This is a genomic window from Pseudomonas sp. BP6 (assembly GCF_017875935.1).
GTDB lineage: Bacteria > Pseudomonadota > Gammaproteobacteria > Pseudomonadales > Pseudomonadaceae > Aquipseudomonas > Aquipseudomonas putida_Y.
Genome location: NZ_JAGINI010000001.1, coordinates 5,621,447 through 5,643,004, shown reverse-complemented (window position 1 = coordinate 5,643,004; position 21,558 = coordinate 5,621,447). Strand labels below are relative to the sequence as shown.

At 63.8% G+C, this 21,558-nt stretch carries 17 protein-coding genes; 5 read left to right on the top strand and 12 right to left on the bottom strand.

The window, feature by feature from the left end:
* The first annotated feature begins 11 nt into the window (after positions 1-11).
* Together J3A98_RS25615 and J3A98_RS25610 are read left to right on the top strand one after the other, a co-directional pair.
* Positions 12-1,403 (top strand): DUF2868 domain-containing protein, encoded by a 1,392-nt coding sequence (locus tag J3A98_RS25615; RefSeq protein ID WP_209969345.1) that lies wholly within the window; start codon positions 12-14, stop codon positions 1,401-1,403.
* The gene (locus J3A98_RS25610; protein ID WP_209969343.1) at positions 1,396-2,760 is read left to right on the top strand and encodes a GTPase/DUF3482 domain-containing protein; all 1,365 of its coding nucleotides are present in this window, start codon (positions 1,396-1,398) and stop codon (positions 2,758-2,760) included. The genes J3A98_RS25615 and J3A98_RS25610 overlap by 8 nt, the downstream gene beginning before the upstream one ends.
* A gap of 1,431 nt (positions 2,761-4,191) precedes the next feature.
* Here J3A98_RS25610 and J3A98_RS25605 read toward each other — a convergent pair.
* From J3A98_RS25605 to J3A98_RS25585, 5 genes are all read right to left on the bottom strand, one after another.
* Complete coding sequence (locus tag J3A98_RS25605; protein WP_209969339.1) at positions 4,192-5,217, bottom strand: putative 2-aminoethylphosphonate ABC transporter substrate-binding protein; 1,026 nt, start codon at positions 5,215-5,217, stop codon at positions 4,192-4,194.
* 18 nt (positions 5,218-5,235) lie between these two features.
* Positions 5,236-6,960 (bottom strand): putative 2-aminoethylphosphonate ABC transporter permease subunit, encoded by a 1,725-nt coding sequence (locus J3A98_RS25600; RefSeq protein WP_209969337.1) that lies wholly within the window; start codon positions 6,958-6,960, stop codon positions 5,236-5,238.
* A 1-nt stretch (position 6,961) separates the two neighbouring features.
* The gene (locus J3A98_RS25595) at positions 6,962-8,020 is read right to left on the bottom strand and encodes a putative 2-aminoethylphosphonate ABC transporter ATP-binding protein (RefSeq protein WP_209969334.1); all 1,059 of its coding nucleotides are present in this window, start codon (positions 8,018-8,020) and stop codon (positions 6,962-6,964) included.
* A 226-nt stretch (positions 8,021-8,246) separates the two neighbouring features.
* Positions 8,247-9,116 (bottom strand): LysR family transcriptional regulator, encoded by an 870-nt coding sequence (locus J3A98_RS25590; RefSeq protein ID WP_176685686.1) that lies wholly within the window; start codon positions 9,114-9,116, stop codon positions 8,247-8,249.
* A 9-nt stretch (positions 9,117-9,125) separates the two neighbouring features.
* Positions 9,126-11,378, bottom strand: coding sequence for a heavy metal translocating P-type ATPase (locus tag J3A98_RS25585; protein ID WP_209969330.1), 2,253 nt, complete (start codon positions 11,376-11,378; stop codon positions 9,126-9,128).
* Between the two features lie 83 nt (positions 11,379-11,461).
* Between J3A98_RS25585 and cadR the strand changes: the two genes are divergently transcribed.
* Positions 11,462-11,905 carry a cadmium resistance transcriptional regulator CadR gene (cadR, locus tag J3A98_RS25580; RefSeq protein ID WP_176685688.1) on the top strand — a complete coding sequence of 148 codons (444 nt, stop codon included), beginning with the start codon at positions 11,462-11,464 and terminating at the stop codon, positions 11,903-11,905.
* A 118-nt stretch (positions 11,906-12,023) separates the two neighbouring features.
* Here the strand turns inward: cadR and J3A98_RS25575 are convergent, their stop codons facing one another.
* From J3A98_RS25575 to J3A98_RS25565, 3 genes are read right to left on the bottom strand one after another with little or no spacing between them, the layout of a single operon-like run.
* On the bottom strand, positions 12,024-12,995 hold the full coding sequence (locus tag J3A98_RS25575) for a thymidylate synthase (RefSeq protein WP_010955677.1): 972 nt from the start codon (positions 12,993-12,995) through the stop codon (positions 12,024-12,026).
* A 51-nt stretch (positions 12,996-13,046) separates the two neighbouring features.
* Positions 13,047-13,853 carry a prolipoprotein diacylglyceryl transferase gene (gene lgt / locus J3A98_RS25570; RefSeq protein ID WP_010955678.1) on the bottom strand — a complete coding sequence of 269 codons (807 nt, stop codon included), beginning with the start codon at positions 13,851-13,853 and terminating at the stop codon, positions 13,047-13,049.
* Between the two features lie 16 nt (positions 13,854-13,869).
* The gene (locus J3A98_RS25565) at positions 13,870-14,652 is read right to left on the bottom strand and encodes a sulfite exporter TauE/SafE family protein (RefSeq protein ID WP_176685690.1); all 783 of its coding nucleotides are present in this window, start codon (positions 14,650-14,652) and stop codon (positions 13,870-13,872) included.
* 129 nt (positions 14,653-14,781) lie between these two features.
* Here J3A98_RS25565 and J3A98_RS25560 point away from each other — a divergent pair, with 129 nt between their 5' ends.
* Positions 14,782-15,528 carry an NRDE family protein gene (locus J3A98_RS25560; protein WP_209969327.1) on the top strand — a complete coding sequence of 249 codons (747 nt, stop codon included), beginning with the start codon at positions 14,782-14,784 and terminating at the stop codon, positions 15,526-15,528.
* Between the two features lie 142 nt (positions 15,529-15,670).
* On the opposite strand, the gene ptsP is transcribed toward J3A98_RS25560, so the two are convergent.
* Together ptsP and J3A98_RS25550 are read right to left on the bottom strand one after the other, a co-directional pair.
* Positions 15,671-17,950 (bottom strand): phosphoenolpyruvate--protein phosphotransferase, encoded by a 2,280-nt coding sequence (ptsP, locus tag J3A98_RS25555; protein ID WP_176685692.1) that lies wholly within the window; start codon positions 17,948-17,950, stop codon positions 15,671-15,673.
* A gap of 22 nt (positions 17,951-17,972) precedes the next feature.
* A complete protein-coding gene (locus J3A98_RS25550; RefSeq protein WP_003249017.1) occupies positions 17,973-18,452 on the bottom strand; it encodes an RNA pyrophosphohydrolase in 480 nt (159 codons plus the stop codon).
* 141 nt (positions 18,453-18,593) lie between these two features.
* Between J3A98_RS25550 and J3A98_RS25545 the strand changes: the two genes are divergently transcribed.
* A complete protein-coding gene (locus tag J3A98_RS25545; RefSeq protein WP_209969324.1) occupies positions 18,594-19,250 on the top strand; it encodes an HAD family hydrolase in 657 nt (218 codons plus the stop codon).
* 129 nt (positions 19,251-19,379) lie between these two features.
* Here J3A98_RS25545 and J3A98_RS25540 read toward each other — a convergent pair whose 3' ends face one another.
* Both J3A98_RS25540 and ilvA read right to left on the bottom strand, forming a co-directional pair.
* Positions 19,380-19,805 (bottom strand): DUF2269 domain-containing protein, encoded by a 426-nt coding sequence (locus tag J3A98_RS25540; protein WP_209969319.1) that lies wholly within the window; start codon positions 19,803-19,805, stop codon positions 19,380-19,382.
* Between the two features lie 147 nt (positions 19,806-19,952).
* Positions 19,953-21,467, bottom strand: a complete 1,515-nt coding sequence (gene ilvA / locus J3A98_RS25535) for a threonine ammonia-lyase, biosynthetic (protein WP_003249006.1) — start codon at positions 21,465-21,467, stop codon at positions 19,953-19,955.
* Positions 21,468-21,558 lie beyond the last annotated feature (91 nt).

Sequence of the window (21,558 nt, the reverse complement as noted above, 5' to 3'; positions counted from 1 at the left end):
TGACCTGTGCAATGGAAGACCTTGTGACTGCACCCACGCCACTGGACAAGCGCTGGCTCACCGAAGCGGTACGCCTGCGCGAAGAACATGCAGGCCCGCTGGAAGACCAGGAAGCCAATCGCCACGCCCGCCAGCTAGGTGGCGACCTGGCCACGCGCATCGAAACACGTGCGCTGTTCCTGGCCGAGCGCGATGGCATGACCGGCGCCCTGCGCCATTGGAAGCAGGGCGCGCGCCTGGCGCTGCTGGCCTTGCTGCTGATGGCCGTGCTCAGCGGCGCAGGCCTGGGGCTGGCCGCCCTCGGTGACGGGCAGCGCCCGGTGAATGTGTTCTGGGCTCTGGGCAGCCTGCTCGGGCTGAACCTGCTGATGCTGCTGGGCTGGGCCATGGGTTTTGCCCTGAGCGGCGAGCATGGCGCAGGGCTGGGCCGCTTGTGGCTGTGGCTAAGCGAACGCTTTGCCCGCGATGCCAAGGCCGCGCACCTGGCGCCAGCGCTGCTGATGCTGCTGCAACGTCAACACCTCAACCGGTGGCTGCTCGGCCTGTTGGTACATGGCCTTTGGCTGTTGGCGATGCTTACCGCACTGGGCATGCTGCTGGCCTTGCTGGCGACCCGGCGCTATGGCTTTGTCTGGGAAACCACCTTGCTCGCCCCCGCCCCGTTCATTCACCTGACCCAATCGCTGGGCGCCCTGCCCTCGTTGCTAGGCTTCGCCGTGCCAGACGAAGCCATGATCCGCGCCAGCGGCGACAGCCTGCCGGCCCTGGACATGGCACGCCAGGCCTGGGCCAGCTGGCTGCTCGGCGTAGTGCTGGTATACGGCCTGCTGCCCCGCCTGCTGCTGGCCGGGTTGTGCCTGTGGCGCTGGCGCCAGGGCCGTGAACGCCTGATGCTAGACTTGGGCCTGCCCGGCTACACGCAACTGCGCGAAGCACTGATGCCGCGCAGCGAGCGCATCGGCGTGCAGGATGCAGCCCCGGAAGCCTTGCCGCAGTTTGCCGCCAGGCAGCTGGAAAGCGGCAGCAGCGGTGCCCTGCTGGTGGGCCTGGAGCTGGACGACCAGCGCCCTTGGCCACCCGCCCTGCCAAAAAGCGTGACCGATGCCGGCGTGCTCGACAGCCGCGAATCACGCAACCGCCTGTTGGAACAGCTCAGCCGCTTCCCACCGGCACGCCTGGCCATCGCCTGCGACCCACGCCGCTCGCCCGACCGCGGCAGCCTGGCGCTGCTCGCCGAACTGGCGCGCAATGCCGGCGCCACCCGTATCTGGCTGCTGCAGGCTGCACAAGGTCAGCCCCTCGATGCCGAACGCCTGGGCGATTGGCACGAAGCCCTTGACCGCCTTGGCCTGCAACATGCCGACACTTCACCGCTGACCTGGCTGGAGCATGGCCATGACTGAGCCACTGAAACTGGCCGTCGTCGGCCATACCAATGTTGGCAAAACCTCGCTACTGCGCACCCTGACCCGCGACGTCGGCTTTGGCGAAGTGTCCCACCGCCCCAGCACCACCCGCCATGTGGAAGGTGCGCGACTGTCTGTGGACGGTGAACCCTTGCTGGAGCTGTACGACACGCCCGGCCTGGAAGATGCCATCGCGCTGCTGGACTACCTTGAACGTCTGGAACGCCCGGGCGAGCGTCTGGACGGCCCGGCCCGCCTGGAGCGTTTTCTGCAGGGCAGCGAAGCACGCCAACGTTTCGAGCAGGAGGCCAAGGTATTGCGCCAACTGCTGGCCAGTAATGCCGGGCTGTATGTGATCGATGCGCGCGAGCCGGTGCTGGCCAAGTACCGAGACGAACTGGAAGTACTGGCCAACTGCGGCAAGCCGTTGCTGCCGGTGCTCAACTTCGTCGCCAGCAGCCAGCACCGCGAACCGGAATGGCGTGAAGCCCTTGCCCGGCTTGGGCTTCACGCCTTGGTGCGGTTCGACAGCGTGGCCCCGCCAGAGGATGGCGAACGCCGTTTGTACGAAAGCCTGGCGCTGCTGCTGGAAAGCGCCCGCCCGGCGCTGCAACGGCTGATCGACGACCAGCAGGCACAGCGCTTGGCACGCCGGCACAGCGGCAAGCGCCTGATCGCCGAACTGCTGCTCGATTGCGCTGCATGCCGGCGCAGTGTCGAGGCCGAACCGGCGGCAGAAGCCCGGGCCATCGAGGCGCTGCGCCAGGACATACGCCAACGAGAACAACGCTGCGTCGAGGCCTTGCTCAAGCTGTATGCCTTCCGCCGCGAGGATGCCCATGCCAGCGACCTGCCGTTGCTGGATGGCCGCTGGGGCGATGATTTGTTCAATCCAGAGACGTTGAAACTGCTGGGCGTGCGCCTGGGCAGCGGCGTGGCGGCGGGGGCGGCAGCGGGGGCCGGGGTCGATTTGCTGGTTGGTGGCCTTACCCTCGGCGCGGCGGCGCTGGCCGGGGCGATTGCCGGCGGTGCGCTGCAGACGGCGCGCAACTATGGTTCGCGGTTGATGGGCAAGCTCAAGGGCAAGCGCGAGCTGACCGTGGACGACACGGTATTGCGTCTGCTGGCCTTGCGTCAGCAGCAGTTGATGGTGGCGCTGGATAACCGCGGGCATGCGGCGCAGGACAGTATTCGCCTGGGTGAGCTGGATGAAAAGGCCTGGCGTGAGGGCAAGTTGCCGGAAGCGTTGGTCAAAGCGCGGGCGCACCCGCAGTGGTCCACCCTGAATACCGGGGCCAAGCTGAATCAGGCTGAGCGGCAGGAGCAGTTGGAGGCGCTGGTTTCACAGATTTGAGCCAGCAGGGTCGGCCTCTTCGCGGGTGAACCCGCTCCTACACGGCGGCCTGTGTAAAACCACCGATGTGTGTCCACCACCAATCCGGTGTAGGAGCGGGTTTACCCGCGAATACGGTAGCGGCAGCAACAGTGAACGACGGGTGGAAATTGGCCAGCAGGGCCGGCCTCTTCGCGGGTGAACCCGCTCCTACACGGCGGCCTGTGTAAAACCACCGATGTGTGTCCACCACCAATCCGGTGTAGGAGCGGGTTTACCCGCGAATACGGTAGCGGCAGCAACAGTGAACGACGGGTGGAAATTGGCCAGCAGGGCCGGCCTCTTCGCGGGTGAACCCGCTCCTACACGGCGGCCTGTGTACAACCACCGATGTGTGTCCACCACCAATCCGGTGTAGGAGCGGGTTTACCCGCGAATACGGTAGCGGCAGCAACAGTGAACGACAGGTGGAAATTGGCCAGCAGGGCCGGCCTCTTCGCGGGTGAACCCGCTCCTACACGGCGGCCTGTGTAAAACCACCGATGTGTGTCCACCACCAATCCGGTGTAGGAGCGGGTTTACCCGCGAATACGGTAGCGGCAGCAACAGTGAACGACGGGTGGAAATTGGCCAGCAGGGCCGGCCTCTTCGCGGGTGAACCCGCTCCTACACGGCGGCCTGTGTACAACCACCGATGTGTGCCCACCACCAATCCGGTGTAGGAGCGGGTTTACCCGCGAATACGGTAGCGCCAGCAACAGTGAACGACGGGTGGAAATTGGCCAGCAGGGCCGGCCTCTTCGCGGGTGAACCCGCTCCTACACGGCGGCCTGTGTACAACCACCGATGTGTGCCCACCACCAATCCGGTGTAGGAGCGGGTTTACCCGCGAATACGGTAGCGCCAGCAACAGTGAACGACGGGTGGAAATTGGCCAGCAGGGCCGGCCTCTTCGCGGGTGAACCCGCTCCTACACGGCGGCCGGTGTACAACCACCGATGTGTGTCCACCACCAATCCGGTGTAGGAGCGGGTTTACCCGCGAATACGGTAGCGGCAGCAACAGTGAACGACGGGTGGAAATTGGCCAGCAGGGCCGGCCTCTTCGCGGGTGAACCCGCTCCTACACGGCGGCCTGTGTACAACCACCGATGTGTGTCCACCACCAATCCGGTGTAGGAGCGGGTTTACCCGCGAATACGGTAGCGGCAGCAACAGTGAACGACGGGTGGAAATTGGCCAGCAGGGCCGGCCTCTTCGCGGGTGAACCCGCTCCTACACGGCGGCCTGTGTACAACCACCGATGTGTGTCCACCACCAATCCGGTGTAGGAGCGGGTTGACCCGCGAATACGGTAGCGGCAGCAACAGTGAACGACAGGTGGAAATTGGCCAGCAGGGCCGGCCCTTTCGCGGTTTGCCCGCGAAGAGGCCGGCCCTGCAATAGTGAAGCGTTACTGCTGGACCACCTTCTCCGACTTGCCGTCATAGCGCTTGCGCCATTCGGCCAGAATCTGGTCGCGGTTCTTCGAGGCCCAGGCAAAGTCGTTCTTGATCAGCCGCTGCTCATAATCCGCCGGCAGCTCGGTCTGCGGCTTGGCGATGCCCGGCGCGGCCAGTACGGCGAAGTTTTCCTTGTACAGTTCCATGGCCGCCGGGCTGGCCGAGAAATCGGCCAGGCGCTTGGCCGCATCCGCCTTGGGCGAGCCTTTGATCACCGCGGTTGCCTCGATCTCCCAGCCCAAACCCTCCTTTGGCAGCACGATGTCCAACGGCGCGCCTTGGCGCTTGAGCTGCACGGCCGGGTATTCGAACGAAATACCGATCGGGAACTCGCCCGCCGCCGCCAGCTTGCACGGCTTTGAGCCGGAATGAACGTACTGGCCGATGTTCTGGTGCAGCGCGTCCATGTAGGCCCAGCCCTGCGGCTCGCCAAAGGTCTGCAACCAGGCACTGACATCCAGGAAGCCGGTACCGGACGAAGCCGGGTTGGGCATGACGATCTTGCCCTTGTACTCGGGCTTGGTCAGGTCCTGCCAGCTCACCGGTTTGCTCAGGCCCTGTTTCTCGGCCTCGATGGTATTGAAGCAAATGGTGGCGGCCCACACGTCCATGCCGACCCAGGCTGGCGGGTTGGCGGCGTCGCGATAATTGCCGGAGATCTTGCCCAGGTCCTTCGGCGCATAGGCTTCGAGCATGCCGTTCTGGTCGAGGATGGCCAGGCTCGATGCCGCCAGCCCCCACACAGCATCGGCTTGCGGGCGCTCTTTCTCGGCCAGCAGCTTGGCGGTGATGATGCCAGTGGAATCACGCACCCACTTGATCTCGATATCCGGGTTGGCCTTCTCGAAGGCCTGCTTGTAGGTTTTTAGCTGTTCGGCTTCCAGGGCGGTGTAGACCGTCAGCTGGGTATCGGCGGCTGAAGCCTGCAGGCTGAACACGGCGGAAACGGCAGCGGCAAGGGTAAGGTGCTTGTGCATGGGTAGGTTCCTTGGAAGTCAGACGGTCGCGGCGCGTTGGCGCCAGGCTTGGGAACGGCGCAGCAGGCCGCGCGAGGCTGCAGCCAGCAACAATGAGGCGCCGGCACTGGTCAGCAGGATCAGGGTGGACATGGCGGCGGCACCACCAACGTTGCCGGCGTCGTCCATGTTCAGCACGGCAACGGCAGCCAGGATGGTGTCGGGGCTGTACAGGAAAATCGCTGCCGACACGGTGGTCATCGCCGATACGAACAGGTAGCGGATGATATCCAGCAGTGCCGGCAAGCAGATCGGCACAGTCACGCGCAGGAAGTGCTTGTACAGCGGCGCTTTCAACGACAGCGCGGCGGCCTCGAACTCGCCGTCGAGCTGGCGCAGGGCGGTGGTCGCGGTCATCTGCGCGGTGGTCAGGTAATGGGCAATGGTGCACACCACCAGCAACCCCATGCCGCCGTACAGCACATGCAGCGGGTTGCCGTTCAGGTTGAAGAAGAATACGTAGCCCAGGCCCAGCACCAGGCCCGGCACGGCCATGGGGATGAAGCTGAGCAGGCGCAGCGCATGGTTGAGCAGGCGTTGGCCCTGGGTCTTCTCCATCAGGTAGGCACCGGTGAAGATCACGATGCTGCCAATCAGCGCGGTGCCAATGGCCATGGTCACGCTATTGCGGTAGGCCAGCCAGCCGCCACCGGCAGTGTCTTCGAACATGTAGTGGCGCAGCGACAACGACAGGTTGTAGGGCCAGAAAGTGACCAGCGAGGAGTACACCGCCATGCCGATCACCAACAGCAACGCCGCGCACACCAGCAGCACAATGGTCAGGAAGCAGGCATCGCGGCCGCGTGATGGCTTGGGTTCGAACACCTGCGCACGGCCACCCATGGACTCGCCCTGGCGTCGGCGCAGCCAGGCGTCGACGGTAAAGCTGAACAGGGCCGGCAACAGCAGCACCATGCCGATCAGCGCGCCACGGCCGAACTGTTGCTGGCCCACCACCGCCTTGTAGGCTTCCAGCGCCAGCACTTGATAGTCGCCCCCCACCACGACCGGTACACCGAAGTCTGTGATAGTCAGCGTGAATACCAGGCAAAACGCCGCGAATACCGCCTGGCGCGAGGCCGGCCAGGTGATGCTGGTGAACGCCCGCCACGAGCCTGCCCCCATGCTGGAGGCCGCATCGAACAGGCGAGCATCAGCCAGTGACAGTGCCGACAGCAGAATCATCAGCGCATGCGGGAAGGTGTAGATAGCCTCGCCCAGCACGATACCCCAGAAGCCGTAGATATTGTCGCTGAGCAACCCGCGCAGCAGGCCCTGGTTGCCAAACAGGTAGACCAGGGCGATGGCCGGCAGCATCGACGGTGCCAGCAATGGCAGCAGCGAAATCCCCCGCCACAGGCCCTTGGCCGGGATCAACGTGCGTTGAAGGGCAAAGGCGAACAAATAGGCCAGCGGTACCACAATGGCCGCGACAGTGAAGGCCACCGACAGGCTGTTGCCAAGCAACCAGTGGAAGCTGGCGCTGGCGAACAGTTCACGGGCCGCCAGCAAGCCACCGCCCTGGCCCGCTTCACCGCTGAAGCCACGCCAGAAGATCGCCAGCAACGGCATCAGCACGGCCAGCACCAACAGAATCAGCAGCACGCTCTTGCCGCCGACGACGAACAGCCGGTCACCCAGGGCGACGCCAGCACGCGGCGTGGCTTTGGCCTGGCTCAACGGCACGGACATTGGCGCGGCCATCTCAGGCAAACACCTGCAGGCTCTGCGGTGGCAACGCCACCCAGATGTCCTGCGAACCCAGGCGCGGCATGGCCTCGGGGGCGAGCTCGGCCAGCAGGGCATGGCCTGGCAGAGCCTTGAGTTCAAAGCTCATGCGGCAGCGGTTACCGAGGAAGGTGATTTCGCGGACCATGGCCGGGAACAGGTTTTCTTCGTGCACCACCGGGTTGACCGTGATCGCTTCCGGGCGGCAGAACAGCCGGCCACTGCTGGCCTGGACTGAACCCGGCGCCAGGCGCATGTTCATGTCGCCGACCTGGGCATGGCTATCGCTGCTGCGCTGGAAAGGCAGCCAGTTGCCCTGGCCGACGAACTCGGCAACGAACGGCGTGGCCGGGTGGTCGTAGATTTCCTGCGGGGTAGCGTACTGTTCGACCTGGCCGTTGTTCATCACCGCAATGCGGTCGGCCATCAACATGGCCTCGTCCTGGTTGTGGGTAACCATCAACGTGGTGATGCCCAGTTGGCGCTGCAGTTGACGCAGTTCGGTGCACAGGTGCTCGCGCACCCGGGCGTCCAGCGCCGACATCGGCTCATCGAGCAGCAGCAGCGATGGCGACGGTGCCAGCGCGCGGGCCAGGGCCACACGCTGCTGCTGGCCACCGGAGAGCTGGCCTGGGTACTTCTTCTCGCTGCCCGTCAGGCCTACTAGTTCGAGCATTTCGGCCACCCGCTGACGGGCCTGCTCCCGACCACTGCCCGTCAGGCCATAGGCGATATTGGCTTCGACGGTAAGGTTGGGAAACAGCGCGTAGGACTGGAACAGGATGCCGTAGTCCCGCGCCTGGGGAGACAGATTGGAGATATCGCGTTCGCCGATGTACAGCGTACCGCGATCCTGGCGCTCCAGGCCGGCAATGCAACGCAGCAGCGTGGTCTTGCCACAGCCGGATGGGCCGAGCAGGCACACCAGTTCGCCCGCGGCGATGTCCAGCGAGACATCGTTGAGCGCCGTGAAGGCACCGAAGCGCTTGTGGATGTTGCACACTTTTATCTGTGCGCCGGGGGTGGTGTGGTTCATGGCATGGCCTCATCGAAGAGATGGGGCCATGCTAGGCAGGCTGTGCGAAGGTTCTGTGGCTGTAAGGCAAAAGCCGGTGATAGTTGTATAGGCAGATTTAGTAGTGGCCTGTGCCGGCCTCTTCGCGGGAAAAACCTACAACGGAATGCGTGTACGCGGAAAATGCAGGCATGCGGGTACACAGAAATGCAGGAGCGGGTTTGTCCGCGAAGAAGCCAACACGAATCTAGAACTGCGAACCGGCCACTTCCTGCGCCACCCCCAGGAATGCCGCCGGCAACCGGGCCTGGCGCCGCTCCTTCAGGCAATACAGGTACTCATGCATCACCGGCGCATTTTCCAGCGCCAGCACCCGAAGTTCGGGATTGTGCGGCACCTCATGGCGGGCAATCACGCTGATGCCGATATTGCGCAGCACCGCTTCGCGGATCGACTCGCGGCTGCCGATTTCCATCAGGGCGCCGGCCTTGACCCCGGCCTCCTGCATCATCTGCTCGGTCAGCTTGCGTGTGGTCGAGCCCTTCTCGCGCATCAGCAGGCAATGCCCCGACACCACCTCGATCGACACCGTCTGGCGATGGGCAAGCGGGTGGGTGCGGTGCACCGCCACCACCAACGGGTCAGTGCCCAGTATCCGCCGCACCAACCGCGCGTCCTCCACCCATTGCGACGACGCGGCAATATCCACCCGGTAATCCTCGAGCATTTCCAGCACCTGCTGCGAGTTGCCGATCTCTACCGCCACTTCAACCTGTGGCAGGCGTTCACGATAGACCTTGACCAGGTCGAGAATGTAGTAAGGCGCAGTAGCAGCGATGCGCAGGCTGCCCTGGGCCTGGCCACTGTTGCGCAGCTCGAATTCGATGTCGGCTTCCTGCTGCAGCAGCGCCTTGACCATCGGCAGCAGGCGTAAGCCCTCCTCGCTCAACACCAGGCGCCGCCCGCCGCGGTAGAACAGCTCCACGGCGTACTGGCCTTCCAGGCTGCGGATCTGCGTGGTCACCGTGGGCTGGCTGAGGCCAAGCTTCTTCGCCGCCTGGGTGATGCTGCCCAGACGGGCCACCATGTAGAAGGCCTTCAGCTCGGAACTCAGCATGTACGTCCTCTATTTGCGCAAAAGGCGCAAGCCGTTGAACACCACCAGCAAGCTCACGCCCATATCAGCGAACACCGCCATCCACATCGTGGCCATGCCGGCAAAGGTGATCGCCAGAAACATCGCCTTGATGCCCAATGCCAGCACGATGTTCTGCATGAGGATCGCCGCACTTTGGCGCGACAGCCTGACGAAGGCCGGGATTTTCCGCAAGTCATCGTCCATCAGCGCCACATCGGCCGTCTCGATGGCGGTGTCGGTGCCGGCAGCAGCCATGGCAAAGCCGATTTCGGCGCGGGCCAGCGCCGGAGCGTCGTTGATGCCGTCACCGACCATGCCCACCCGATGGCCTTGGGCGTACAACGCCTCAATGGTTTTCAGCTTGTCGGCCGGCAACAGGTTGCCCTCGGCGCGGTCGATCCCCACCACGGCGGCAATGGCCTGCGCAGTATGCGGATTGTCACCGGTCAGCATGACAGTCTTGATACCCAGTTGATGCAATTCGGCGATCGCCTCACGGCTGCTGTCCTTGACCGTGTCGGCCACGGCGAACAGTGCCAGTGGCCCGGAGCGGTCGAGCAGCAGGACCACGGTCTTGCCCTGGCGCTCCAGCGCATCCAGTTGGGCCTCCAGCGCTGGCGAACACAGCCCCAGTTCCTCGACCAGGCGGTGGTTGCCCAAATGGTAGACCTCGCCGGCGATGACGCCACGCACGCCGCGCCCGGCCAGGGCGGCAAAGTCACTGACCTCGCTCAAGGCCAGGCCTTGCTGCTTGCCGAACTCGGCAATGGCGCGGGACACCGGGTGGTCCGACCGCTCGCCCAAGCTTGCCGCCAAGGCTTGCGCGCGGTCTTCGAACAGCGGTACGAGTACCTTGCCGTCGGTCTGCACCGGCTTGCCATGGGTGATGGTGCCGGTCTTGTCCAGGGCCAGGAAGTCCAGGTGGCGACCACCCTCCAGGTAAACGCCACCCTTGATCAGGATGCCTTTGCGCGCTGCAGCGGCCAGGCCACTGACGATGGTCACCGGGGTCGAGATCACCAGCGCGCATGGGCAGGCCACAACCAGCAGCACCAAGGCCCGGTAGACCCAGTCGAACCAGGCGCCAGCCATGAACAGCGGTGGTATCAGCGCCACGGCCAGGGCAATGGCGAACACCACCGGGGTGTAGATGCGCGAGAACCGGTCGACGAAGCGCTGGGTAGGCGCCCGCGCGCCCTGCGCTTCCTCCACCGCCTTGATGATCCGCGCCAGGGTCGACTGCCCGGCAGCGGCGGTGACGCGAAACTCCAGCGCCCCCGCCTGGTTGATGGTGCCAGCGAACAGCTTGTCGCCCACATCCTTCTCCACAGGCAGGCTTTCGCCGGTAATCGGCGACTGATCGACGCTGGATTGCCCACTGGCCACTTCACCGTCCAGGCCGATGCGCTCACCCGGGCGCACCCGCACCAGTGCGCCGATGGCCACATCACGCACGTCCAGTTCGCGCCACAGGCCATCGGCCTGCTGCACCGTGGCCATGTCCGGGGTCAGCTGCATCAACCCGCCGATGGCATTGCGCGCACGGTCCAGCGAGCGCGCTTCGATCAGTTCGGCAACGGTGAACAGCACCATCACCATAGCCGCCTCCGGCCACTGGCCGATCAATACGGCCCCCGTCACGGCGATGCTCATCAGCGCATTGATGTTGAGGTTACGGTTTTTCAGGGCAATCCAGCCCTTCTTGTAGGTACCCAGGCCGCAACCGAGGATCGCTGCCAGTGCCAGTCCCGCCACCACCCATTCCGGGGCCAGTGCCGCAAAGTGCACGATTTCGGCGGCGATTGCGGCAACGCCCGACAATGCCAGTGGCCACCAGTGGGCCTTGGCCGGTTGTGGCACGCTGGCGCTGCCATCGTCCTGGGCGGCGATCGGCTCGGCCTTCATGCCGAGGCTGTCGATCGCCCGCTCGATATCGGCGGTGCCGTCCAAGGTGTGGCGCACGCCAAGCACGCGGTTGATCAGGTTGAATTCCAGCTGTTCGATACCGGCCAGCTTGCTCAGCTTGTCCTGGATCAGGGTCTGCTCGGTGGGGCAGTCCATGGCATCGATGCGGAAACGACTGAGTTGTGCCTGGGCACTGGCCGTTTCGCTCAGTTGCACCAGCGGCGGCGCGGCTTTGGCGCCGCAGCAGCTGTGGCCGTGGGCAGCATGGCCATGGTCGTCATCGCCATGAGCGTGATCGTGCGGATGCTTGTGTTCGTGGCTGACAGGCTGGTTCATGGGTCATCCTTAAATTGAGCCTGTTGCCAAGTGAACACCCTGTAGCCACTATAGGGTCAAGCCTCTTTGCTGGAGATTTCGTGATGAAGATCGGAGAACTGGCCAAAGCCACCGACTGCGCGGTGGAAACCATCCGCTACTACGAGCGTGAAAGCCTGCTGCCGGAGCCAGCACGCAGCGACGGCAACTACCGGCTGTACACCCAGGCCCATGTGGAGCGGCTGACCTTCATCCGCAACTGCCGCACGCTGGACATGACCCTGGACGAAATTCGCAGCCTGCTACGCCTGCGCGACAGCCCCGACGACGCGTGCGGCAGCGTCAATGCGCTGATCGACGAGCATATCGAGCATGTTCAGGCGCGGATCGATGGCTTGGTGGCATTGCAGGAGCAGTTGGTGGAGCTGCGGCGGCGCTGCAACGCGCAGGGGAGTGAATGCGCGATCTTGCAGCAATTGGAGACGAACGGGGCGGTATCGGTGCCGGATACCGAACATTCGCATGTGGGGCGCAGTCACGGGCATTGAGCCAAAAGATTCGCGGGTGAACCCGCTCCCACAGGGACCGCGCACGACTTAGGCCTGTGCAGCAGCCTGTGGGAGCGGGTTCACCCGCGAAGAGGCCAGTTCAAACAATGGAGATCTATCAGACCGCCATCGGCGCTGTCATCGGCGCGTGGTGTTCATAACCTTCCAGCCAGAAATCACTCGGCTCAATCTTCTCCAGCCACTCCGGCTCATACTTGCCAGTTTCGGCAAATGCCGGAACACGGTCGCTGATCACCAGCTTCGGCGCTTCCAACGGCTCGCGCTTGAGCTGCTCGTTCAGCATGTCCAGGTGGTTTTCATACACATGGGCATCGCCGATGAAGTAGGTGAACCAGCGCGGTGTATAGCCGGTCAGGCGGCCGAACAGCGACAGCAGTGCCGCGCCTTCGGTGAGGTTGAACGGCGTGCCCAGCCCCAGGTCGTTGGAGCGGATGTAGAGGGTCAGGGAAATTTCCCTGGTCTCGACATTCGGGTGGAACTGGTACAGCAAGTGACACGGAGGCAGTGCCATTTCGTCCAGTTGCGCGCAGTTCCAGCCGTGGAACAGGATGCGGCGGCTACCCGGGTCGTTGGCGATGGTGTCCAGGCACTGGCGCACCTGGTCGATCGCCTTGTACAGGATGACGAACGCGACGCCGTCCTCTTCGTCCTGGGCAATGCGGCGGAAACCGGCTTGCTCGGCCATCTCGATAGCCGCCGGGTTGCTCAGCGGGATGCGCTTGTAGCCCGGCCACTGGCGCCATTGCACGCCATAGATCTCGCCCAGGTCGTCATGGCCCTGACGAAACGGATTGGCCAGCCACTGAGCGTTTTCGTTGGCGTTCTGGTCCCAGACCTTGCAGCCCAGCTCGCGAAACTCACCGGCGTTCTTCACGCCACGCAGGAAACCGACCATTTCACCAATCGCCGACTTGAACGCCAGCTTGCGCGTGGTAATGGCCGGAAAGCCCTTCTGCAGGTCGAAACGCAGCATCGCGCCCGGCAGGCTGATGGTGCGGATGCCGGTGCGGTTTCCTTGCAACGTGCCGTTGTCGATGACGTCGCGGACCAGGTCCAGATACTGTTTCATGGCTTACCTGTAGCAAAAACGGCAGGGGGATCGCCCCTGCCGTGGGATTAATCAGGCGGGTTTCGCCGTGGGCTTGCGATTATAAGCCCACCAGATCAAGACGAGGCCACCGACTATCATCGGAATGCACAGCAACTGGCCTTGAGTGAGCCAGCCGAACGCGATGTAACCGAGTTGTGCATCCGGCACCCGGACAAACTCCACGGCAAAGCGGAAGATGCCATAGCACAACGAGAACATTCCCGACACCGCCATGGTCGGCCGTGGCTTGCGCGAGAACAGCCACAGGATGACGAACAGCGCCACGCCCTCAAGGGCGAACTGGTAGAGCTGCGACGGGTGGCGCGGCAACTGGGCCGGGTCGCTGAACGGCGGGAAGATCATCGCCCATGGTACGTCGGTGGGTTTGCCCCACAGCTCGGCGTTGATGAAGTTGCCGATACGCCCGGCGCCCAGGCCGATCGGCACCAGCGGGGCGACGAAGTCCATCAGCTCGAAGAACGACTTGTTGTTGCGCTTGCCGAACCACAAGGCCGCCAGCATCACGCCGATGAAGCCGCCGTGGAACGACATACCGCCCTTCCACACTTCGAAGATCAGCGTCGGGTTGGCCAGGTAGGCGTGCAGGTCGTAGAACAGCACATAGCCCAGGCGCCCGCCGACAATCACCCCCATCGACAGCCAGAACACCAGGTCGGACAGCTTCTCGCGGTTCCAGGTGGGGTCGAAGCGGTTCAGCCGGCGTGAGGCCAGCAGCCAGGCACCGCCGATGCCGATCAGGTACATCAGGCCGTACCAATGGATTTTCAGCGGCCCGATGGCCAAGGCCACGGGGTCTATCTGCGGGTAAGGCAGCATGGAACTTCCTCTCGATTCAAATCAAAAAGCTGAGGCCGACACAGAACAGCAGGGCTGCGAACAGGCGTTTCAACAAACGGGGCGACAGCTTGTGCGCCAGGCGCGCGCCGAAGCGGGCGAAAAACATGCTGGTCACGGCAATGCCGACCAGCGCCGGCAGGTACACGTAACCCAGGCTGTTAGGCGGCAGGTGCTCCTCGTGCCACCCCAGCAGCATGAAGCTCAGGGCACTGGCCACAGCAATCGGCAGGCCACAGGCCGATGACGTGGCCACTGCCTGCTGCATGGGCAGGCTACGCCAGGTGAGGAACGGCACCGTCAGCGAACCACCGCCAATGCCGAAAATGGCCGAAGCCCAACCGATTACGCCGCCTGCGCCGATCAATGCGGGCTTGCCGGGGACGCCACGGCTGGCCTTGGGTTTGAGGTCCAGCGCCATCTGCGCGGCGATGACCAGGGCGAACACGCCAATGATCTTTTGCAGCAACGGGCCCTGGATCAGCGAGGCGGTCTTGGCGCCGACCCCCGCCCCCAGGAGGATGCCGAAGGTCATCCAGGCGAAGATTGGCCATTGCACGGCACCCTTGCGGTGGTGCTCCAGCACGGCGTTGATAGAAGTGAAGACGATGGTAGCCAGCGACGTGCCGACTGCCAGGTGGGTCAGCACCGAAGCGTCGAAACCCTGCAGGGTAAAGCTGAACACCAACACCGGCACGATGATGATGCCGCCGCCCACGCCGAACAGCCCGGCCAGCACACCGGCGCAGGCGCCCAACAACAGATAGAGCACGAATTCCATTCGGCTTCTCCTAGAAATCAATCCGGCATGGTAACGGAAGCCGGGCTCGTGGCTCTAGTGAACTCTGTGTCAGGATGGATCCGCACCGCTCCTGTGGGTACAGTGACAAAAAACACTGAGGCCCAACCCATGTGCCTGATCGTATTTGCCTGGCGGCCAGGGCACGCCCTGCCGCTGATCGTGGCGGCCAACCGCGACGAATTCTATGCCCGCCCCACTCAGCCCCTGGCGGCCTGGGAGGATGCACCTGGGGTGCATGCCGGGCGCGACCTGGAGGCAGGCGGTACCTGGCTGGGCGTAGGCCCACAGCAGCGCTTTGCCGCGCTGACCAACATCCGCGACCCAGGCCAGGCGCCGGGGCCTCGCTCGCGGGGTGAACTGGTGGCGGCGTTTCTGCAAGGGGAGCTGGGGGTCGAGGCTTACCTGGACCAAGTGGCCAGCCGTAGCGAGCAGTACTCGGGGTTCAACCTGCTGGTGGGTGATGGGCAGCGACTGGGTTATCTGCATGCCCGTGAGGCCACGCCGCGCCTGCTGAAGGCTGGGGTTTACGGGCTTTCGAACGCCGGGCTGGATACACCGTGGCCGAAACTGGTGAAGGCACGTGACGGGCTGCAGAGCCTGCTGGACACACCGGAGCCGCACAGGCTGCTGGCATTGCTTGCGGACAACGAGCCCGCGGCTGATGGTGATCTACCCGAGACAGGCGTGGGGTTGGCGACCGAGAAGTTGCTGTCGAGCGTATTCATCGCCAGCCAGAATTACGGGACCCGGGCGAGTACAGTGCTGATTGTGGATAATCAGGGGCGAAGGCGGCTGGTTGAGCGCAGCTTCGGGCCTTTTGGCGGGCATTTGGGGGAAATTGAGTTGTTGGCCTGAGCATTTGATGTTGTTTGCTCGGGCCTCTTCGCGGGTGAACCCGCTCCTACAACGGCCTGTGCCGGGCCACCGATGTGCACACCCCCGCTCCGCGCGTAGGAGCGGGTTTACCCGCGAAGAGGCCCGAACAGGCAGCGCTCAGTCAGAGGGTCTTGTTGGCCTCAGGCCCAATCATCCGCGCCAACCCAAGGTTCTTCAAGGCCAGTTGCAGCGAGCTGTGGATAACCTGCGGGTTGTCATGGCTCAAGGCCTCGGCCAGCAGTTCCTTGGCCTTGCCCATATTGATCTGGCGCAGCATCCACTTGACCTTCGGCAGGTTGGTGGCGTTCATCGACAGGCTGTCAAAACCCATGGCCATCAACAGGACTGACGCTGCCGGGTCACCGGCCATCTCACCGCAGATGCTCACCGGCTTGCCTTCGCCATGGGCGTCGCGCACCACCGTGTTCAGCGCCTGCAGTACCGCCGGGTGCAGGTAGTCGTACAGGTCGGCGACCCGCGGGTTGTTGCGGTCCACCGCCAGCAGGTACTGGGTCAGGTCGTTAGAGCCGACCGACAGAAAGTCCACCTGCCGCGCCAGTTCCTTGGTCTGGTACACCGCCGCTGGAATTTCCACCATCACACCCACGGGCGGCATCGGTACATCGGTACCTTCATCACGCACTTCACCCCAGGCGCGGTGGATCAGGTGCAGCGCCTCTTCCAACTCGTGAATGCCGGAAATCATCGGCAGCAGGATGCGCAGGTTGTTCAGGCCCTCGCTGGCCTTGAGCATGGCGCGGGTCTGTACCAGGAAGATTTCCGGGTGGTCGAGGGTGACGCGGATGCCGCGCCAGCCGAGAAACGGGTTTTCTTCCTTGATCGGGAAATACGACAGCGCCTTGTCACCACCGATGTCGAGGGTACGCATGGTCACCGGCAGCGGGTGGAAGGCTGCCAGCTGCTCACGGTAGATGGCCAGCTGCTCTTTTTCACTGGGGAAGCGCTGGTTGATCATGAACGGCACTTCAGTGCGGTACAGGCCCACCCCTTCGGCGCCGCGCTGCTGGGCACGGGCCACGTCAGCGAGCAGGCCGGTATTGACCCACAGGGGCATGCGGTGGCCGTCGGGGGTGATGCACGGAAGTTCGCGCAGTGCATCCAGCCCTTGGGCCAGCTGGCGTTCCTCTTCGACCACTTCGCTGTACTGCTTGCGCAGCACTTCGCTGGGGTTGGTGAACACCTCGCCCTTGTAGCCGTCGACAATCAGTTCAATACCGTCGACTTTGGAGTACGGCAGGTCGACCAGGCCCATCACCGTGGGGATGCCCATGGCCCGCGCGAGGATGGCGACGTGGGAGTTGCCCGAGCCGAGTACCGAGACCAGGCCGACCAGCTTGCCTTCCGGCACTTCACCAAGCATGGCCGGTGTCAGTTCCTCACTGACCAGGATGGTGTTGTCGGCATACACCAGCGACTGCGAGCGTGCTTCCTGCAGATACGCCAGCAGGCGCCGCCCCAGGTCCTTGACGTCGGAGGCACGCTCACGCAGGTAATCATCGTCCATCAGCTCGAAGCGGTTGACGTGCTCACCCACCACCTGGCGCAGGGCGCCCTGGGCCCATTGGCCGGTCTTGATGACCTCGGTCACCTCTCCGCCCAAGGCTGCGTCTTCAAGCATCATCAGATACACGTCGAACAGCGCGCGCTCTTCCGGGCGCAGCTGGGTGGCGAGCTTGGCCGACAGCTTGCGCATGTCGTCGCGCACACCTTCCAGGGCGTTCTGGAACAGCTTGAGTTCGGCGTCGATGTCATCGACGGTCTTGTCCGGGACCACTTCCAGGTCAGCCGGCGGCAACATCACCACCGCACGCCCTACGGCGGCGCCAGGCGACCCCGGCACACCCACGAAGCGGGCCTCTTGAATACCTTTGCCCTGACGGCCCAGGCCCCGGATCGAGCCGGTAGCCTCGGCGTGGGCGATAACCCCGGCAAGCTGGGCGCTCATGGTGACCAGGAAGGCTTCCTCGCCCTCGTCGAACTGGCGGCGCTCCTTTTGCTGGATGACCAGTACCCCGACCACACGGCGGTGGTGGATGATCGGCGCCCCCAGGAAAGAGGCAAATTTCTCTTCGCCGGTTTCGGCAAAGTAGCGGTAACGTGGGTGGTCGGCGGCGTTTTCCAGGTTCAGTGGCTCTTCCCGGGTACCGACCAGGCCAACCAGGCCCTCGTTGGGGGCCATGCTGACTTTACCGATGGAGCGCTTGTTCAGGCCTTCGCTAGCCATCAGCACGAAGCGGTTGGTTTCCGGGTCGAGCAGGTAGACCGAGCAGACCTGGCTGCCCATGGCTTCCTTGACGCGCAAGACAATGATCCCCAACGCCGACTTGAGATCTTTGGCGGAGTTTACTTCCTGGACGATCTTGCGCAGCGTATTGAGCATGGCTCGGGGTCGAACTCCGTCGTCAGTCGCGCGTCAAAAGACGCGGTGCTAGCTCTTTCAGGGCGCGTCGGTACACCTCGCGCTTGAATGTCACAACCTGGCCCAGCGGATACCAATAGCTCACCCAGCGCCAGCCGTCGAATTCCGGCTTGCCGGTCAGGTCCATCCGCACCCGTTGTTCGTTGCTGACCAGGCGCAGCAGGAACCACTTCTGCTTCTGGCCGATGCACAGCGGCTGGCTGTGGGTACGTACCAACCGCTGTGGTAAACGATAACGCAACCAGCCACGGGTGCAGGCAAGAATTTCTACATCATCGCGTTCAAGGCCAACTTCTTCGTTCAGCTCGCGGTACAGGGCATCTTCCGGCGTCTCGTCAGGGTTGATACCACCCTGGGGGAATTGCCAGGCATCCTGGTTGATCCGTCGAGCCCATAGCACCTGCCCGGCATCATTCGTGAGAATGATCCCGACATTGGGGCGAAAACCATCCGGGTCGATCACGGCAGCAACCTCGCAAACGCATGTCAACGCATTGTTCCACAAAGCTTGCGAGCGCAGCAACGCGCCCGCCAAGCTTATGTGCAGCTGCGTGAAAACTCCGTATTCTGCGGGCCTACCCTGTGGCTGATGCGAGTGACCGCGATGCGCCTGGCTTTATTCGACCTGGACAATACCCTCCTCGGTGGCGACAGCGACCATGCCTGGGGTGACTATCTTTGCGAGCGCGGCATTCTCGACCCGGTCGCCTACAAGCAACGCAACGACAGCTTCTACCAGGACTACCTCAATGGCACCCTGGACCTGCAGGCCTACCTGGCCTTTTCCATGGAGATCCTGGCGGCAACACCCATGGCCAAACTCGACGAATGGCACCGCGACTTCATGCGCGACTGCATCGAGCCCATCATCCTGCCCAGGGCCCTGGCCTTGCTGCAGCAGCACCGCGAGGCGGGCGACCAACTGGTGATCATCACTGCTACCAACCGCTTCGTCACCGCACCGATCGCCCGGCGCCTGGGGGTGCGGGTGTTGCTGGCAACCGAGTGCGAGATACGCGACGGCCGCTATACCGGGCGTAGTACCGATATACCGTGTTTCCGTGAAGGCAAAGTGACGCGGCTGGAGCGCTGGATGCTGGAGAACGGCTTTGATCTTGAGGACAGCTACTTCTATAGCGACTCGATGAATGACCTGCCGTTGTTGCAGCGGGTGACCCACGCAGTGGCAGTGGACCCGGCCCCGGACCTGCGGGCCGAGGCCGATAACCGTGGGTGGCCGGTGATCTCGCTGCGGGATTGAGGTTTCGCGTGTCGGCCTTTTCGCGGGCACGCCCGCTCCCACAGGAATCACCACAGGCCTTGAGGGCTGCGCTGTACCTGTAGGAGCGGGTTCACCCGCGAAGAGGCCGGCACAAACAGCACAAGGCTGTCAGACCGGCTTGGCCCCCATCAGCCCGGCAATGGACAGGAAGCAAACCCCACTGAACACCGCCAGCGCCAGGGTGAACCGCAACCCGACCACCTTGGCCTTGCGCAGCCGGTTCAGCCGCACCAGCAGCCACCACAGGGCAAACGCACCGACGGTATAGATGACACTGGATGCCAACACCCAGGTCTGCCCCAGTGGCCAGCCCACCAGGTGTACCAGCCACCAGCCGGTGAACGGCATGCTCACCAGGCACAGGCCCATCACCAGCCAGACGAACACCAACGGCCGGCGCAGCAGCTTGGCGTAGGCCTCGGCATCGCCCTGGCGGCGGGCGCGCCAGGTCCAGATCGCCAGGCCCAGGGCACCCAGAAACAGCAGCGCGGTGGCAATGATGTGCAAGGTCTTGAGCGTGGTCAGGTGTTCCATGTCTCGGTCGTCCTTAAACTGGCATTTTGCGGTAGCTTCTTCGCGGGCTTACCCGCTCCTGCCAAGGTATCTCAGGCCTTGGGGCCTGCGCAGTACCTGCGGGAGCGGGCAAGCCCGCGAAAGGGCCATCAGCCCTAGCTTAGCCGCTCAGCCCAGGAACAGTTTGTAGGCCGGGTTTTCGGTCTCGTCCCAGTACGGGTAACCGATCTTGGCCAGCGCTGCCGGCACCAGGTGACGTTCGTCCTCCGGCACCTGCAGCCCCGCCACCACGCGCCCGTCAGCCGCGCCATGGTTGCGGTAGTGGAACATCGAGATGTTCCAGCGCCCACCCAGCTTGTTGAGGAAGTTGAACAGCGCCCCCGGCCGCTCGGGGAATTCGAAGCGCAGCACCATTTCGTCGCTGGCACCGGCCGAGTGGCCGCCGACCATATGACGAATATGCAGCTTGGCCAGTTCGTTGTCGGTCAGATCGGTAACCGGGAAGCCCTGCTCGGTCAGTTGCTGCACCAGCGCAGCGCGCGGGTCGTTTTCCGGGTGGGTCTGCACCCCAACGAAGATATGCGCTTCGTCAGAGGTGTGCTTGCGGTAGTTGAACTCGGTGATCTGACGCTTGCCGATAGCCTCGCAGAAGGCCTTGAAGCTACCCGGGCGCTCAGGGATGGTCACGGCGATGATCGCCTCGCGCTTCTCGCCCAACTCGGCACGCTCGGCCACATGGCGCAGGCGATCGAAATTGACGTTGGCACCGGAGTCGATGGCCACCAAGGTCTGGCCGCTGACGCCGTATAGCTCGACGTACTTCTTGATGCCCGCCACACCTAGCGCGCCAGCAGGCTCGGTGATCGAGCGGGTATCGTCGTAAATATCCTTGATTGCTGCACAGATTTCATCGGTACTGACAGTGACGACTTCGTCCACATGGTGGCGGCAGATATCGAACGTGTGCTGGCCAATCTGCGCCACCGCCACGCCATCGGCGAACAGCCCGACCTGCGGCAGCACCACGCGCTCACCGGCAGCCATGGCCGCCTGCAGGCAGTTGGAATCGTCCGGCTCGACACCGATTACCTTGATTTCCGGACGCAGGTACTTCACGTAGGCAGCAATGCCAGCGATCAGGCCGCCACCGCCCACCGGCACGAAGATCGCATCCAGCTGGCCAGGGTGTTGGCGCAGGATTTCCATGGCGACGGTGCCCTGCCCGGCGATGGTGTGCGGATCGTCGTAAGGGTGAACGTAGACGAAGCCCTTTTCATCGACCAGTTTCAGCGAGTAGGCCAGCGCTTCAGGGAACGAATCGCCATGCAGCACCACCTTGCCACCGCGCGAGCGCACGCCTTCGACCTTGATCTCCGGAGTAGTCTTGGGCATCACGATGGTGGCCTTGATGCCCATTTCGCGCGCGGCCAGGGCCAGGCCTTGGGCATGGTTGCCGGCCGAGGCGGTGACCACGCCACGGGCCAGTTCTTCCGGGCTCAGCTGGGCCAGTTTGTTATAGGCGCCGCGGATCTTGAACGAGAACACCGGTTGCAGGTCTTCGCGCTTGAGCAGAATCTGGTTGCCCAGGCGCTTGCTCAGCTGCCCGGCGCTCTGCAACGGGGTTTCGACGGCAACGTCATAGACGCGCGAGGTGAGGATCTTCTTGACGTACTGTTCGAGCATCGGGAAAGCATCACTGGGCCGCGGGACGAGGGCTGGGAGTCTACCCCAGCGCTACGTCGGGCGACCACAGCAAAGCCGTGCGAGCCGTTAT